The sequence below is a fragment of the Salisediminibacterium halotolerans genome, assembly GCF_003814815.1.
Taxonomy (GTDB): Bacteria; Bacillota; Bacilli; order Bacillales; family Salisediminibacteriaceae; genus Salisediminibacterium; species Salisediminibacterium halotolerans.
In genome coordinates this window covers 139,203-157,226 of sequence record NZ_RKQQ01000006.1, presented here as the reverse complement: position 1 = coordinate 157,226, position 18,024 = coordinate 139,203, and the positions used below count along the sequence as shown (strand labels likewise).

8 protein-coding genes are annotated in these 18,024 nt (G+C 49.1%); 6 read left to right on the top strand and 2 right to left on the bottom strand.

The window, feature by feature from the left end; genetic code table 11:
* Positions 1 to 24: 24 nt before the first annotated feature.
* Positions 25 to 5,838 carry a pullulanase gene (locus EDD67_RS11615; protein ID WP_242006037.1) on the bottom strand — a complete coding sequence of 1,938 codons (5,814 nt, stop codon included), beginning with the start codon at positions 5,836 to 5,838 and terminating at the stop codon, positions 25 to 27.
* Between the two features lie 481 nt (positions 5,839 to 6,319).
* On the opposite strand from EDD67_RS11615, the gene EDD67_RS11610 reads away from it, so the two are divergent.
* The 6 genes from EDD67_RS11610 to EDD67_RS11585 all read left to right on the top strand — a co-directional run bounded on the left by EDD67_RS11610 (position 6,320) and on the right by EDD67_RS11585 (position 16,034).
* Positions 6,320 to 7,621: a sugar ABC transporter substrate-binding protein gene (locus tag EDD67_RS11610; protein WP_121440163.1), complete on the top strand. Its 1,302-nt coding sequence runs from the start codon at positions 6,320 to 6,322 to the stop codon at positions 7,619 to 7,621.
* Between the two features lie 118 nt (positions 7,622 to 7,739).
* Positions 7,740 to 8,603 (top strand): carbohydrate ABC transporter permease, encoded by an 864-nt coding sequence (locus tag EDD67_RS11605; protein WP_121440237.1) that lies wholly within the window; start codon positions 7,740 to 7,742, stop codon positions 8,601 to 8,603.
* Positions 8,604 to 8,613: 10 nt separating this feature from the next.
* Positions 8,614 to 9,429, top strand: a complete 816-nt coding sequence (locus EDD67_RS11600) for a carbohydrate ABC transporter permease (RefSeq protein WP_242006036.1) — start codon at positions 8,614 to 8,616, stop codon at positions 9,427 to 9,429.
* Between the two features lie 27 nt (positions 9,430 to 9,456).
* Positions 9,457 to 11,658, top strand: coding sequence for a glycoside hydrolase family 3 N-terminal domain-containing protein (locus tag EDD67_RS11595; protein WP_121440162.1), 2,202 nt, complete (start codon positions 9,457 to 9,459; stop codon positions 11,656 to 11,658).
* Positions 11,655 to 14,984, top strand: coding sequence for a GH36-type glycosyl hydrolase domain-containing protein (locus tag EDD67_RS11590; RefSeq protein WP_242006035.1), 3,330 nt, complete (start codon positions 11,655 to 11,657; stop codon positions 14,982 to 14,984). The genes EDD67_RS11595 and EDD67_RS11590 overlap by 4 nt, the downstream gene beginning before the upstream one ends.
* Before the next feature lie 48 nt (positions 14,985 to 15,032).
* Entirely contained in the window at positions 15,033 to 16,034 is a 1,002-nt protein-coding gene (locus EDD67_RS11585) for a LacI family DNA-binding transcriptional regulator (protein WP_307723712.1), read from the top strand.
* Positions 16,035 to 16,203: 169 nt separating this feature from the next.
* On the opposite strand, the gene EDD67_RS11580 is transcribed toward EDD67_RS11585, so the two are convergent.
* The gene (locus tag EDD67_RS11580) at positions 16,204 to 18,006 is read right to left on the bottom strand and encodes a DegV family protein (protein ID WP_121440161.1); all 1,803 of its coding nucleotides are present in this window, start codon (positions 18,004 to 18,006) and stop codon (positions 16,204 to 16,206) included.
* Between the last annotated feature and the right edge of the window lie 18 nt (positions 18,007 to 18,024).

Sequence of the window (18,024 nt, the reverse complement as noted above, 5' to 3'; positions counted from 1 at the left end):
GAGTTATAACCTGATCAGCACCGTTTACCGTCCGTTTTGTATCCGGTCGGACTGACTGTTTTCAAGCGCAGGGCCCGGCAGATCCGGCAAGTCCGGCCGGCCTGGATGGTTCGGCAAGTCTTCCGGAGGACCCGGCTGATCCGGACGTCCAGGCGGTCCAGGCGTTTCTTCATCCCCGCCCTCTCTTACAACAACGGCTGTTAACGGATCGAGCGTAATACTATCTTCTGACAGCTCAAATCCTTGCGGATTGCTGACTTCAGTTGTACCCGCTTCGTTGCCGTCGACAATCACTGTCTCTTCAGTTAAATCGTTGTCGAGTGTCATCGTACGTTCTTGATTGTCGGCATTGACAAATACATAGTATTCGCCCGTATCATCGGTCGATACAGCATGATAACCGATGAGAAGGTCCGTCTCGTCTACTTCCGGCGCATCGATAAACGATACGTTCTCATCAATCTCGTCCATCGTTCCTGACCGGAATGCATCTGTCGATCGGCGCAGTTCAACCATGCCTTTCGTATAGTCGCGCGTTTCGACGTTGAGCGGATATTCTTCTTCATTCGTTGCTTTCTCCCAGTCAAACAGGTTAACAGCGTCAGAAGAATCATACGAATCGTGAATGAAGTACGGATAATCAAACGGATCACCGTCTTCGTCTGTCATAAAGGTCGACTTATACGGAACTTCATTATCCGCAACCGGCTCACGATAATCTTCGTGCTTAAACTGCTTCGTACGTCCGAATTCTTGTCCGCCGTGCAGAAAAGCCGTTCCTTGTGCGGTCAAAACCATTAAGTTCCCTAAACGGATCCGGTCATGAATTTCTTCTTGATGATCTTTCGGATCTTTTTCGATCGATTGAGCAATCACATCATGCAACGTCAAGTTATCGTGCGCTGCGACATACGGCACGACATCTCCCGGGTTTGTCGCCGTGAAGTTATGCGGGTTCGCCGTCAAATTATCGAAAATTTGCTGAATGTCTCGTTCGCCGTCTGTGATAAACCGCGGTTCCCCTTCACTGCCAAAACCTGATTTCAGTTCGTTGCGGAAGTCATCGGAGAACGAACCGACACTTTCTGTATCCTGCATCCAGTCTTGATCGGCAGGCTGAACATCCGGGTACATTTCATCCCCGACAAACGTCCGCCACCCTTCGCCGATCATCACGATGTCAGGGTTCACTTCTTTCGCTTTATCGTACGCGATTTGAATGCTTTCTGCGTCGTGATCACCCATCATATCAAAACGGAAACCATCTACTTTATACTCTTCGACCCAATGCATGATCGAGTCGACAAGGATGCGTCTCGACATTTCATGAGTCGTGCCGAGCCGTCCGCCGCCGAAGCTGACACGCGGTGTGCCATCAGCATCCATGAAGTGGTAATAATTCGGTTCAAGATCTTCAAAGATACGGTTTCGCGCCGTGTGATTATACACGACATCGAGAATAACACCCATATCGCGGCTGTGAATTTCATCAATCAGCATCTTGAACTCTTCAATCCGTTTCGAAGCGTCTTCCGGGTCTTGCGAGTACATCCCTGTCAGCGAGAAATAACTGTGCGGGTCATACCCCCAATTATAATTCGTTTGCGTCGAAGCATAATCAAGCATGCGCTCATCCGCTTCGAATTCATTGGCAAAGAAATAACTCATTACCGGCAGCAGCTGAACATGCGTCACACCCATATCCTCCAAGTAGTCGAGCCGCTCGGCAAATGCGTCAAATGTTCCAAATTGATTGTCTAATTCATCTTCAATCGATGGATCAGAGGTGAAATCACGGACGTGCAGTTCATAAATGATCGCATCCTCACGTTTTTCAAATCCATCAATATCGGCAAAGTCCAGGTCGGGTCCGACAGAGGAGACATCGACAATCGCTGCTTTGCCGATATAATTATCATCATCCGATGAATCCCAGGCAGCCATCGACGCTGCATAAGGATCGAGAGCTAAGACCGTTTCACCGTCGCGCTCGATTTCATAATGATAGTAATACCCGTCAAGATCGCCAACACCTGTGTTCGCATCGTCTAACATCACCGACCAGACACCGCTGTCCCCACGTTCCATTGCGATATCATCAGTGACAACTTCATCTTGATCGTCACGGTCGTATAAGATGATATTAACGTTGTCCGCACTTGGCGACCATAATTTCAATTCGGCAGAACCGTCGTCGCGGAGTTCAGCACCGAGATCACCGTCGTAAGCATACAGCTCATCTTTTAGCCGCCAGCCGATCATTGCCGAGACTGTCCGCTCGTTAAAGGTCACTTCAAAAGGGGCAGCCTCAAGATCAAACGATCCGTGAACATTAACCGTAACCCCGTCATCTTCGATCGTTACCGAATCAAACTCTTTACTCTCACCGTCATAACCCGAGATCGAGAGACCTTCAGCAAGCGCTTCCTCATCGAATCCATCCGTCGCGGAGAACGTTAATTCAATCTGCTCTTCAGAAAGGACTTCAGCTGTCCGCAGTCCATCCTGGCTCACATGGTAAGGATTATTGTAAGCTGAATCATCACCTTCTGTGACGAAAATTTGCTTGTGCTCTTGCAGTTCCTCAAATTCAATATCGTCTGTTTGCTCGTCCTCATTAGCTTTATTCAAAAGCAGAAAACCGATTTCTTCGGCATCTTCCTCCAAGTCGATATCGACATAAGCGCCGTAGCGGCCTTCTGCTTCGAAGTCGACAGCATCAGCAGGCCAATCTTCCGGAGGATTCAACCCTTGCTCCCAAAACCAAACGCCCCAATCGCCGTAGTCCCCGTCTTCACGTTCATAATGAATCCGGACTTGATCTTCCAGATCGGCCGGTTCATACGTTTGGTAACTGCCGTCTTCATAAAGCCAAATCTCATTCATTTCCGAAGAAAGCAGATCCACTGCAACGTCTCCGGTCAAGTTGTCGCCTTCGACATTGTTGACAAGCATATCGAGACGCTCGGCGCCTTCTTCAAGCTCTATGTCAATATACGGACCGAAATCCGTCATATTGTCTTCAGAGAAGTACTCATCGCCGGGCCAATCAGACGATTCTTCAGACGGCTCGGCTGCACCGTCCCAATACCAGACACCTAAGTTGGATGGCGATACATCGCCGTTGTCATAATGAACACGCAAGTGGTTATCAGGAATCTCCTCTGATTCACCTGATTCATCCGACTCGTCATCCGGATCGGTCGCATCTTCATCAGCTTCAAGGATTGCGCCATTTTCAACCGTCAACAGTGCCGTTCCGCCGTCCGCCATCGCAGGAAGACTGACGTCAACAGTGCCATCTGCCGCCGCATAAGTTTCGTCGGTATATTGATCCGTTACCACCGCGTCATCCGAATCAACGTCGAGAGTGATCTCGCGCGTCTCTTCTTCAACGTTTAAAGCAGCGTAAACAGCTTCTTCACCGTACGACCGGCTGAATAACGCATAATCTTCTTCCGTTGAACCGGCGACGTGATTAAATTCACCCCGGCTCAAAACTTCACTGTAGTCCCCGCGCAAATTGAATACATTCTGATAGTGATCGAGAATGTCATTGCCTTCGATCATGTCCCAGCCCATATCATACCGGTTGTCATAATACGGCCAATTGTCATCGCCCGACTGACCGAGTTCTTCGCCGTAATAAATCACCGGCTGACCTTTTGCGAAGGCTTGCAGCGAAGCCGCGACTTTCAGCTTGCCTTCATCGCCGTCTTGCGCATACAAGAACCCTTCTTCATCGTGGCTCCCGAGGAAATTACCAACTGTCGCTTTATTATCAAGCGTATGCTGCATGCCGTCCAAATAATCAACCGCCGCATCGATATCGCCGTTCACAAGATTTCCGGCTGCATCTTTGAATTGAAAGTCAAGCAGCGAGTCCATCTGGCCGGAGTTTAAATAGCGGTGATCGCCGTCAATATTGTCTTCCCACGCTTCACCGATCATCTTAAATCCTTCGTCGGCACGTGTGAGTTCATTTTTAAACAGCTGCCACGTCGGCTCATCGACATGCTTCACGGTATCAACGCGAAACGAGGAAATCGCATTGCCCGCATCGGTTGTCGATTTCTCAATCCAGCCGGCTTGCCAGTCAACAATTTCTTCTCTCACTTCCGGCACTTCCGTTTTAAAGTCCGGAAGGTCAGCAAGTTCCATTGTTTCATCTGTTGAGCCGGATTCTTCCCGAATCATCCCCTCAAAACGTTCACGGTCCTCGTCGGTCGGATAGCCGGCCGGCGGGTCTTCAATCTCGCCATCTTCCGGTTTCAAGCCGTAACCCGGATGATTTAACACCACATCGACCATCAGTTCCATGTCACGCTCGGCTGCCGCATCGATTAAGTCATGAAATTCCTCCAGCGTACCTAAGTGCGGATTCAGCGCTTCAAAATCATTCGCCCAGTAGCCGTGATACCCGAAATAGGAACCATCGTCGCTGTCAAAACTCACATCATGAGCGACATTTTCCACAATCGGCGTAATCCAGATCGTATTGACGCCGAGGTCGTCCAAGTAATCAAGGTTTTCTTTCACGCCGACGAAATCGCCGCCTTGAGGCGTACCGCGGTCGTTGTCAAAGCTTGAATAATCGAGCTCGTACGGATCGTTATTCGCCGGTTCGCCGTCATAGAAACGGTCCGTCAGCATAAAGTAAATAACCGATTCGTCCCAATTGAAATCGCCGTCTTCTTTTGTGTGCTCGGTCACTTCCGCTTCGGCCGCGCCCTCATAAACGCCGCCTTCTTCGTCAATCAGCTCGAGCGGGATCTCGTATGTACCCGGCTCAACGCTGTAGTGAGCAGATAGTGTTACACCCATCACTTCCGGTGAAATCGAGAGCTCTTCAGGTCCGCCAAGTTCCGTCACATCAGCTGAGATACTGTCTACATCGACATCTTCATCAGGGTAGGTGACATCCACATCAAGCACCGCGTGGTTCTCAGCATCAAGCGTCCCTGTTATGCTGCCGCCGATCTCAAAGTCATATTCTCCTTCGCCAAGCTCCGGCTCACCATCTTCTTCCTCCTCTTTCACATAATAAGGATTCGTGTAGACATCCTCTTCATCTAAGTGAAGAAAGACTTGTTGATGCTGATCGAAATCCCCGAAACTGAAATCATCGGTTTGTTCATCGCCGTCTTCACGATTGACGAGCAAAAAGCCGATTGACGAAGCATCCTCGGTCAAATCGAGATCGAGGTACGCTCCGTAAGGACCGGTCTGCTCATCGCTGAACGGGAGGGCATCTGTCGGCCACTCGTCCGGTTCATCGGCGACATCCCCCCATGTCCAGAGTCCCCAAGGCTCATAAACATCTTCATCGTTTTCAAAATGAACTCTTAAGGTATCCTCGGGCAGATCAACCGGTTCATAATAATAAAGCTCTTCCTCTTGTGTCAGCCACACTTCATCCATTTCTTCTGCTAAAATATCGACTTCTGCATCATCGTCTGTGATATTTTCACCGTCACGGTTGTTGATGAGAAAGCCGAATTCTTCAGCGCCGTCTTCAAGCTCAACATCGACATAACCGCCGAAATCGGTCGTCCCGTAATCGTCAAACCATTTCCCGTTCGGCCACTCCTCCGGTTCGTTCACGACATCTCCCCAGAACCAAACACCCAACTCTTCCAAGTCCATGTCGCCTTCGTCATAATGCACACGCAAATGCCCTTCAGGCACTTCGGCCATGTCATCCGCTGCATCAGCTGTCTCGTCGTCCTCCTCCGATACCTCAGCGGTGACTGCAGGTGTAAACGATGAAAACACACTTAACGCCATCACACCCGTCATAAACATTGCTGAACGTTTTTTCTGTTTACGCTTATACACATTTTTCTCCTCCCTCTTCCATATAGTATCCGACAGATGTACAAAGCTCCCCCCTATTCCGGTCGCCAGACCTGCAACGCGTTTTTGCGAAAACGTTTGCACAAACAGGTAAAAAATCAAGCTTCCACAAAATGAATCCATTTGTGAAAACGCTTTCTGTCACTGAATTTACATGAAAATACAAAGAGAATCAATATCGCTGCTAAAAATCCGTATAATTTTCACGGATGTTTTTTGCGGTCTAAAGGACTATCGTTGTGCAAAAGTTGTGCATGACAATCAGCTTCATTCTGTAAACAGGAACCTTGATCACCAAAAAAAATTCAGAAAAACAATTGACACATGTAAGCGGATTCAATTAAGATGGCATTAAGTTAATAGAAACGTTTCACTGAACAGAAACGGTGATTTCCCTATATATTTTTTCTATTTTGTTGAAACGTTTCACTAAAATATAAGTTCATTCTCAAGGAGGGTCATCATGCGTAGTCGAAAGTTAATGTTCATTGCTGGTGCTTCAATGTTAACTGTTGTTGCTGGATGTGGCGGAAATAACGGAACAGAAGGAAACGACAATGCGAACGAGGGAAATGACAATGCAAATGTAAATGCCAACGCAAACGAGGAAAACAATGCTGAGGAAGCTGCTGAAATCAGCGTCTGGGCGATGGGAGAAGAAGGAAATGCGCTTGGAGAGTTCGTCGAAGGTTTTGAAGAAGAACACTCGAATATTGAAGTCAATGTCGAAGCAATCCCTTGGGATAATGCGCACGACAGCCTGCTGACAGCCGTTGCTTCCGGTGAAGGTCCGGACGTTCTCCAGCTCGGAACGACTTGGGTCGCAGAGTTTGCCGGCGCCGGCGCCTTTCTCGATTTATCCGAATATGAAGATGAGCATGATTTTATCAATCATGACGACTTCTTTGAAGGGGCCTTGGATACAACCGAATACGACGGCGCTACGTATGGTGTTCCTTGGTACGTCGATACACGGGTGCTGTTTTACCGCACGGACCTTTTAGAAGAGCATGGATACAGCGAGGCGCCGCAAAACTGGGAGGAAATGCTCGATGCCTCAAGAGAACTCGCTGACCGCGGCGATGGCATGTACGGATATGATATCGATCAAGAAGACCAGCTCGTCCCTCCTATCTTTGCTTGGCAAAACGGCTGGGAGTTCAGCGAAGAAGACGGGGCCGAAAATTTTGCCGCTTCGGAATTCAGAGAAGCAATGGAATATTACCATACTTTCTTTGATGAAGAATTAGCTCAAGAGACCGAAGGCGTACCGATCGAACAAGGCTTTGAAGAAGGCGAGAAACCTATGTTCTCCAGCGGACCTTGGATGGTGAATATTTTGCGCGACGAGGCTCCGGACATTGAAGGCGACTGGGACGTTGCGATGATGCCTGGGAGCGAAAAGAATGCTTCTGCGATCGGCGGTTCACATTTGAGCGTCTTCTCTGAATCGGAAAACGTTGACGAATCGCTAGAGTTCATCTCCTATATGTCAGAACCTGACACGCAAATCGACTGGTTTAATGACACGAACACGCTTCCTGCCCGCCAGTCTGCATGGGATGATGAAGAATTGCAAGAAGACGAGAAGCTCGCTGTTTTCGGTGATCAGCTCGAAGAAGCGGTTGCTCCTCCTGTCCTCGCTGAGTGGGAAAATATCGCCCAAGATCTTCTTTCTTCGCTTGAACGGATCAACCGCGAAGGTGCCGATCTTGATGAAGAACTGGACAGCTTTCAAGAAGAAGCAGAAAACCGCCTCGATTAAAATTCAGCCGTTACCCTTCTGACTTATGAGCTGTCCCGTTTTCCAACTTTCCGGGGCAGCTCTAATATATCCGGCAATACTTTCAAAGGAGGAATAGGATGTGAATCATAAAAGCCCCATGACACCTTGGCTCTTTATCGGGCCGGCGGTTTTGCTTCTGATTATGTTTTCCCTGCTGCCGATTCTTGTCAGTTTAACGATCAGCTTCACAGACATTGACCTGATCGGACTCGGCAATTGGGACACGATCGAATTCGTTGGTCTGGAAAATTTCATCAATCTGATACAAGATCCATTGTTTCACCGATCGATTTTCAACACACTGATTTATGTCTCGATCGGCGTCCCTCTAGTCATTATTTGCTCATTGAGCGTCGCACTCATGCTAAATTATATCTCCAGTAAGCTGTTCACATTTTTTCGGGTGCTTTTCTACGTTCCATCGATTACGAACATTGTCGCAATCGCTGTTGTCTGGGCATTTCTTTACAACATGGACGTCGGACTGTTTAATTTTGTTCTAAACTCTCTCGGTTTTCAGGATGTCCCTTGGCTGGAGCATCCGTTCGTCGCAAAAATATCACTGATTATCTTAGCGGTCTGGAAAGGTATTGGGATTAACATGCTGATTTATTTGGCCGCACTCCAATCCATTCCGCGTTCATTTTATGAAGCAGCCGATATTGACGGGGCGAATAAATTTCAGAAGCTGCGCTTTATTACGATTCCATCCTTAAGTTATGCCACGTTCTTTGTCACGGTAACAACACTGATCGGTTGGCTGCAGTTTTTCGAAGAACCGTTTGTTATGACAGGCGGCGGTCCGCTCGACGGCACAATGTCGATGGCACTGTTTATTTACGAACGAGGGTTTCAGTACAACGAATTCGGTTATGCCGCTGCTGCTTCCCTTATCCTCTTTGTCTTTATCATTGTTGCCACATTGATTCAGTTTACCTTTAATAAATCGAAAGAGAATTGAGGTGACTTCCTTGAAGACTAAATTCGAAAAACTGCTTGTGACTTCGGTGTTGGCCATCGGCGGTTTTATTGTATCGATCCCGTTCATCTGGATGGTGCTGAGCTCTTTTAAGTCCGAACGGGAAGCACGGACGATGCCGCCGACATTCTGGCCGGAAGAGTTCACTTTTGAACATTACATCAACCTGTTCGCCAACCTGAATTTCGGAACGTATTTTATTAACACGCTGATCATCGTCGCATTTGCGCTGCTCGGCCTGTTGTTTAACACGATGGCCGGTTACGGATTTGCCAAATTTCAATTCAAAGGCAGGGAAGTCGTCTTCCTCGCTGTTTTGGCAACGATGATGATTCCGGCGCAAGTTGCGATGATCCCTGTTTATCTCATCTTAAACCAAATGGGACTGACAAATACGATGGCCGGGATTATTTTGCCCGGGCTGATCGCCGCGTTCAACATCTTTCTCATCCGGCAGTTTATGACGACGATTCCGAATGATCTCATCGAATCTGCCCGGATTGACGGGGCCCGGGAATTCCGGATCTTTTTTCAAATTATCATTCCGTTGTCTAAACCGGTCCTGGCCGTGCAAGCTATTCTTACATTCGTCGGCGCTTGGAACAGCTTTTTATGGCCGCTCATCGTCGCAAACGAACAGTCGCTGTATACGCTGTCTGTCGGACTTGCATTATTGCGGGGACAGCACGCGAGCAGCTTTGCCTTGCAAATGGCCGGGGCTACCGTGATGGTCATTCCGGTACTGATTCTCTTTGTCTTTGTTCAGCGCTATATCGTTGAAGGATTCAATACGACCGGCATTAAATAATACGTCAAGTTACTGGAGGACAGCAGAATGAAGGACACACAATTACACGAACTGCTTCAGCAAATGACAACCAACGAAAAAGCTGAACAAATGTCGCAGGTTGTTTCAATGCTCGTTCAGTCTCACAGCGAAACAGGAAAAATAACCGGCCCTATCGCCGCCATGGACGTAGCGAAAGAGGACATGAGCAAAAGCGGATCAATCCTTGGAGCTTCCGGTGCAAAAACGCTCAAACAAATTCAAAAAAACTATATGGAACGGCACCGGCTCAACATCCCGCTTTTGTTTATGGCGGATGTTATCCACGGATATAAAACCGTCTTCCCCGTCCCGCTTGCGTTAGGCTGTTCATGGGATCTTTCAGCTGTTGAAAAAAGCGCCGAGATCGCCGCGAAAGAAGCCTCTGCGGCCGGACTGCACGTTACATTCTCGCCGATGGCAGACCTTGTTCGCGATCCGCGCTGGGGACGTGTGATGGAAAGCACCGGCGAAGATCCGTACCTGAACAGTGAATTCGCCCGGGCTTTTGTTCGCGGGTATCAAGGGGAAGACCTTGAACAAGATACCGACCGGATCGCCGCTTGTGTAAAACACTTCGCCGCCTACGGCGCATCCGAAGGCGGCAGAGATTACAACACGGTTGATATGTCTGAGCGCCAGCTGCGCGAGTATTACATGCCGGCCTACGAGGCCGCCCTTGAAGAAGGTGCGGAAATGGTGATGACCGCCTTTAATACCGTTGACGGCATACCCGCCACCAGCAACCGGCACTTAATGCGAACTGTGCTTCGAAACGAACTGAAGTTTAACGGCGTCCTGATCTCTGATTGGGGTGCTGTCCAAGAGACGGTCCCGCACGGCGTCGCAGCGAACAACCGTGAAGCAGCGCTTAAGTCCGCTCTTGCAGGCGTCGATATTGATATGATGACGCCGTGTTATAAACAACATTTAACAAGTCTTGTCGACAGCGGTGAACTCTCGGAAGCTGTGCTCGATGAAGCTGTTCTGCGCATTTTACAACTGAAGCAAAAGCTCGGACTGTTTGATCATCCTTACCGCGGAGCGGATGAAAAACGGGAAGAGCAATTGATTTTGTCCGATGAACATCGGACAAAAGCCCGCGAGCTCGCAGCCAAATCGTCTGTCCTGCTGAAAAATGACGGTGTTCTTCCGCTGAACACAACTCAGCGCGTCGCCCTAATCGGCCCGTTTACTGACAGCACCGACCTGCTCGGACGCTGGGCAATCTTCGGCGAACCGGCCGATGTCGTAACGTTGAAAACCGGACTGACAAAACAACTGACCGCCGTTGAAACCGCCGCCGGCTGTGACATCGAATCGATTACCGACGCACAAATATCCGAAGCACGCAAGACCGCGGACAATGCAGACGTGATTATTTTGGCGCTCGGAGAACCTTCAGAACTGAGCGGCGAAGCCGGCAGCAAAACAGACATCCGCCTGTCAGAAGCGCAAATGCACCTGGTCCGAAGTATGCGGGAACTGAATAAACCGATCATCACCATCTTGTTTAACGGACGTCCGCTCGACCTCCGCGGCATCCTCGATGAATCCGATGCGATCATCGAAGCCTGGTTCCCGGGAACAGAAGGCGGGCATGCCGTCGCTGATCTGTTGACGGGCGCAGCGAATCCGTCGGGAAAACTCACAATGTCTTTTCCGTATACAGTCGGGCAGATCCCGGTCTACTACAACGCATTTAAAACCGGCCGGCCGAAAGAAGATCTTGATCCTAATGACCGTTACGCCTCCAAGTACATGGACGCTCCTAACGAACCGTTATTTCCGTTCGGGTTCGGCCTGAGCTACAGTGAGTTCACCTACGGCGACGCCCGCTTATCGAGTAACGATTTGCAGCCGGGCGGAAGCCTCGAGCTCAGTGTCGATGTGAAAAATACGAGCGGAATCACCGGTGAAGAAACGGTGCAGATGTACATCCGGGATCTCGTCGGTGAGGTCGTCCGTCCGGTTCTAGAGTTAAAAGGATTCGAAAAAATCCGCCTGGAACCAGGCGAAGCAAAAATTGTCACGTTTTCGATTCACGAAGACTTGCTGAAGTACCATCATCACGACCTCGCCTATAAAGCAGACAGCGGCGACTTCATTGCCAGTGTCGGAACGGACAGCCAAACGCTGCAGCACCTGAGATTTTCGTATAAAACACATTCATCAGTAACGGAAACCGTATTGGAGGAGAGATATACGTGAAAAAAGAATCGACCCCGCTTCACACGCATACGATAACTGCCGGAGATTTAACATACACATTCCTTAAAACCGGCGATCTGTTTTCGATCAACTCGACTAAGATCATGATCAACCAGTGGCAGGCAAACGTGATCGACGGCTCACTCAATAATATTTACTTGCGCATTCACAGTGAAAAAGGAATCCAATCGTGTCCGCTGCTGGGGTGTGATTCGCCGGGAAAAGTACAATTTTCAGCGGACAGCATCCAATGGCGCGGGACGTTTTACGGCGTCAGCTATGAAGTGCATTTTCTGCCGGATGAAAACAACGTCTGGTTTTGGAATGTGCATCTGAGCGGAAATGGCGAGACTGCCGACATCGTCTGCGGACAGGATCTCGGTCTTGGCGAACCCGGGATGGTAAGAAACAACGAAGCTTACGCTTCCCAATATATTGACCATACGCCTTTTCATACGGAAGAAATCGGGTACACGATCGGAAGCCGGCAAAATCAGCCGCAAGCTGGCGGCAATCCTTACCTCCAACAAGGGAGCTTCCAGCAAACCGACGGGTACACTACCGACGGGTTTCAGTTTTTCGGTCTTTCCTATAAAGACACAAACGAGCCGGAGCTTTTGAACAAAGCCGGGTTTCCAAACGTCAATTACCAATACGAATTCGCCTATGTGGCTCTGAAAACTTCTGCTTTCACACTGGATACAGATCAAGACGTCACATTTTACGCTCTTTTTAATGGCGACCACCCCGATCCGGTCACAGCGCCGGAGAGTATCTCGGCTGTGCAAGAAGCATGGACACGGGTCCGTGACAAACGCGACCTAAGCGCAGCTGCTTCCGGAACGGGTCCGTTTTTAAGCACAACCGGCGGGCAGCTGCAGACGTTGCCGTTTTCCGCGGATGAACTCGCCAATCTCTTCCCAGAACGAAAGTTCGAAGAATTAGCCGGCGATACCCTGCTCTCGTTTTTTACACCGGCACACGAACACGTCGTTTTGCCTGCAAAAGAGCTGCAGGTCGAACGTCCGCACGGGCACATCCTTATGACCGGAAACAATGAATCGATCAAAAAAGAGGTCATCACCACCACCTCGTATTTGGCTGGAATCTTCAACTCGCAAGTGGCGATTGGCAACACGTCTTTTCATAAACTCATGACGAATACGAGAAACGCGCTGAATATCCCGAAAACATCCGGACAGCGTCTTTACGTCGAGATAGACGGAGCTTATCAGCTTCTTGCCATGCCTTCGCTCTTCGAAATGGGCTTTAATTATGCCCGTTGGTACTATAAAACAGATCGTGATGTGATTGTCATCAGCAACTACACGACCACTGAAGAACCGTCGCTGCACTTGGAAGTCGAATCAACTTCCGGGACAGCCTACCGTTTTCTCTTGTCGAACCAAATTTCGATGGCGAATCACGAATACGACGTTGCGTTTCACGTATCAGAAAAAAACGGCGCCTTCTACTTTCAAGCCGATGCAGCCGCAGAAAGCAGCCGCGTCTATCCGGACTTGACGTATAAGATGAGTTTTAATCAGCCGGCTGTGTTAAAAGAGGAAAACATGCTGCGAAAGGGCATTGACAGTGAGACGGCTTCTCTCGTTCTTTTTGAATTCGCGGCAGCAAGTTCGTTAAAGGTTAAAACCGCCGGCAGTTTAGACGGCACGTTTTCCGAACACGGTGACGCATCGTTTCATTCCGAAAAAGAACAGTACCGCTCTTTTTTACAGTCGCTTATGAACGGATTTCACATGGAGATGACAGGAAGCGCCCATCGAGACGTTGCCAAATTGAATACACTCGCCTGGTGGTACACACACAACATGCTCGTTCACTACTCTGTCCCGCACGGGCTGGAACAGCACGGAGCCGCCGCTTGGGGGACGCGCGATGTGTGCCAAGGCCCGGCCGAATACTTTCTTGCGATGCAGAAATACCCGCAAGTTAAAAAGATTTTGCAAATCGTCTACAGTCATCAATACGAAGACACCGGCAACTGGCCGCAATGGTTTATGTTCGATCATTACCAGCACATTCAGCAGGAAGAAAGCCACGGCGACATCATCGTCTGGCCGCTGAAGCTGCTTGCCGATTATTTAGAATCCTCCGGGGATGAAGCGATTCTCTATGAACAGCTGCCTTACACGGACCGGACCAGTAAACAATTTACTGCTCACACCCCGCAGCTGCTCGATCATGTGAACAAACAGCTCGATTATATCAAGGCGCATTTTTTACATGACACCTTTCTCTCGTCCTACGGGGACGGTGACTGGGATGATACGCTCCAGCCGGCGAATCAGGAACTGAAGCAATACATGGTCAGCAGTTGGACGGTCGCTCTCACATACCAAACACTGACGAAGCTGACCACCCGTCTTCCGGAAGAGATCGCGCAAGACGTCCAACACCTCGCGGACGGCATTCGCCGCGATTATGAAACGTATCTGCGCGATCATGCTGTCATTCCTGGTTTTCTTTATTTACAAGATCAGCATCAGCCGAAAAAAATGGTCCATCCGAACGATACAAACACCGGCATCCATTACCGGCTCTTACCGATGATCCGCAGCATGATCAGCGAGCTGTTCGACCCTAACGAAGCCGCTGATCATTACAGTCTGATTCAACAGCACCTGCTTTTTCCGGACGGAGCGCGGCTGATGAACAAGCCGGCGCAATACAGCGGCGGCGTCAGCAAACACTTTAAGCGCGCGGAACAATCCGCCAACTTCGGCAGAGAAATCGGCCTTCAGTATGTGCACGCGCACATCCGTTTTATCGAAGCAATGGCGAAAACCGGCCGGGCTCAAGAAGCATGGCACGGCCTCACCGTCATAAACCCGGTGTGTATCCGCGAAGCCGTGCCGAATGCGATGCTAAGACAAAGCAACACGTATTTCAGCAGCTCTGACGGTAATTTTTATGACCGTTATCAGGCAGCGGAGCAATTTGACGAGCTAAAAGACGGCAATGTTAAGGTCAAAGGCGGATGGCGCATTTACTCAAGCGGTCCCGGGATTTACATGAACCAGCTGATTTCCAATGTCCTCGGGATTCAAAAAGCGGGCGCTGACGTCATTCTTGATCCGGTCTTAAGCGATGAATTAAACGGTTTGAAAGTAACGTTTGCGATCGAGGACTGCCCGGTGACGATCCGCTACCATATCGGTGAACGCGAAGCCCGTCGTGTCGATCTCAACGGCGAGACCGTGGCAACAAAGCAGCGGGCAAACCGATACCGCAGCGCCGGTTTTCATTTTGAGCAAAAGCTGCTCGCAGAAGAGGAAATGAATGAAATAGACATCTATCTGTAGTACATTGGGGGTAGCGCTTTTTCAGGAACGTACCGGCAATAAAGGGAGGTGAGTCCGCTGGCAACGATTAAAGATGTAGCTAAAAAAGCAGGTGTGGCACTTTCAACTGCTTCCTACGCTTTAAATGGAAGCACGAAAATATCAGCATCGACAAGAGAAAAGGTGCTCTCTGCCGCTAAGGAACTAAATTACCTGAAAAGCGGCCCTGCTTCAGACTTGAAGAAAAACCGGACAAAAACAATTGCTCTTTTGCTCAGTGACTTAAGCGGTCCCTTTTACTCAGAACTGATCCGCGGTGTGCAAGAAATTGTTTTAGAAAACGGCTATGATTTAATTGCCGTGAGTTCTTACGCTGATGAGAGCTCGACGGCAGCGAGATTTCTGCGCGAAGCACGAACGGACGGCGTCATACTTCTCGCGCACAATATCAATACCGATTTTGTATTGAATTCCGCCCGCGAAGGGTTTCCGATCATCGCTCTCGACCGCGAAGTGATCGGAAATCCCAACATTATCAGTATCAGCGTCAATAACTCGCGCGGCGCGTACGAAGCGACGGAACACCTGATTAACAGCGGATGCCGTTCCGTCGCTCATATCAGCGGTCCCGCGAATTCGAAAGACAGTCAGGAACGGCTCGCCGGATACAAACAAGCATTGGCGGATTTTAACACCCCTTCATTGTATAAGTGGATTTTAAATGGGAAGTTCACTCAAGAAGGCGGCTATGAAGCAACGAAAATGCTGATTCATCAAGGCGATCTCCCTGAAGGGATATTTTACGGAAACGACGAAATGGCGATCGGCGGACTCAATGCTCTGAAAGAATATGAGATTCGCGTGCCGGAAGACATTTCGATTATCGGCTTTGACGACATTCAGCTCGCTCCGTATTTGCGTCCCCCGCTGACGACAATGCGCCAGCCTAAATATGAAATCGGCAAACTTGCATCACACGTGCTGTTTCAGCTGTTAGCCGGCGAGAGCGTCAGCAGTCACTACACGTTTGATGCCGAATTGATCAGCCGGGAATCCGTCCGTCTCTTTTAATAAAAAAAGATCCCCCGGATAGCAGAAAAGCTGCCGCACCGGGGGATCTTTTTTTTGCTCTATTCACCTGTTTCAGCCATGTCCAGTGCAGAGAACGCTCTCCAAGTCAACCCCTGAAAAGCAAATAACAGCTGGACCGGGCTGCAACCTTTCGCTTAGTTGTTCTTCGTTAAGCTTCGTTGCGTAAATTGTCTTCGTCTAAGAGCATCGCAATACTGATAGCGCCTTTCCCTGCATTGCCGCCAATCACCGGCGAAACGCTCGTCGTATAGAGCGGCTCCGTGCCGGTGATCTTTTTGATTTCCTCTTCGCAGCGTTCGGCCCCTTCTGGGTTGCCCGCGTGTAAAACGACATAATCGCGCACCCCGTGCTTCTCATGGATCGCTTTTACTTGTTTAAACATTTTCCATTGGCTCGAATTGGAGAAAAACGTTTTTCCGTAAAGTAAAGAGTTGCCATCTGCATCGATCGAAACGATCGGTTTCATGTTGAGCCAGCGGGCTACTTTCCCTTGCAAAGGGCTGACTCTGCCGCCGCGAATCATATGTTTGAGTGTCGGCACACTGACAAGAATCTCAGATTTAGGTGTAAAGTTATCAACCGTTTGTTTCACTTCCGCAAGTGAACTGCCTTGATCGATCGCCTTGGCTGCTTCATAAGCAATCAGCCCGAAAGCGCCTGAGAGCGTGCGGGTATTGATCACGTGGATTCTCTCTGGATCAACAGCTTGGCTCGCTTTATAACAAACATCGAACGTACCGCTCAATTTTTGTGAAACGTGCAGAGAAAGCACCGAATCATATTGTTGCAGGAGCTGCTGATAGAGCGACTCAACACTCATTAACGATGGCTGCGAGCTTTTCGGCTGATCGCTGCTCGCATCTAATTTATCGTAAAACGTATCGGATTGCAGAGTGACTTTATCTAGATACGTCGACTGATCAACTTCTAAATTCAATGGAAGCATGAAAATCTGGTACGTATCCAGCCACTCTTGCGGAATGTCACAGGCAGAATCGACAACTAAAGCAATCGACGCCTTGCGCTGATAAATGCTCTCGTATTGCCGCTGCATATCTTCAACTTTTTGGTAAACAATATTGCCCTTATCGACGAGCATTTCCGCGATACTTGCCGGATCATTGGTATGAAGGTGAACCTTGCCGAGTCCGCTGTCGCCGACGGTAACGATCGAGTCGCCGTATTCAGCCATGTACGGCTTTAACGTTTGGATATTTTCGTTGCCGTTCAATTCAACTAGAAACTCCGAGCAGTAACGAAACGGAATCTCATCCGATTCATTCATGACGTGCGGCACGTCTTCAAGGAGCGTATCTGTTTCGCTCTCGGCTTGCGCTGACACCGCTTGAGGTTTAGCGTCGATCAACCCGTGCAGAAAATGCAAAAACCCTTTGGCTCCTGCGTCAACAACATTATGAATTCGAAAAACTTCCATTTGCGTTTTCGTTTTTTCCAAGGCTGCGCTGGCATTCGGGTACGATTGTTTTAAGATGGATTGAATGCTTTGCGTTTTCGCACTTTCTTCTTGGACACTTTCTGCCCATGATTTCATCACCGTCAGGACGGTCCCCTCTTTAGGCACAGACACAGCATTGACCGCACTGTCGACGGACTCGCGGCACATATCGATAAACTTATCGACGTTCACTTCCGGATGCTGAATTAAAAAATTGCACATCGAAATGATAAACTGCGAGAAGATCATCCCCGAATTTCCACGGGATCCGCGCATACAAGCCAATTTAATATTTTCTAATGTTTCTTCCGTCGAAGCGTCGCTCCACTTGCTCTCACGCTTAATCATGTTCATTAAATGAGCGAGGTTATTTCCGGTATCGCCGTCTGCGACTGGAAAAACATTGATATCGTTTAATTCTTTTTGATTATTGATAATTTCATCTGCCCCAGACAGGAGCATATCGTAAAACTGGCGGTGATTGAGAACTTCCATGCTGTTTCCTCCCCTTAA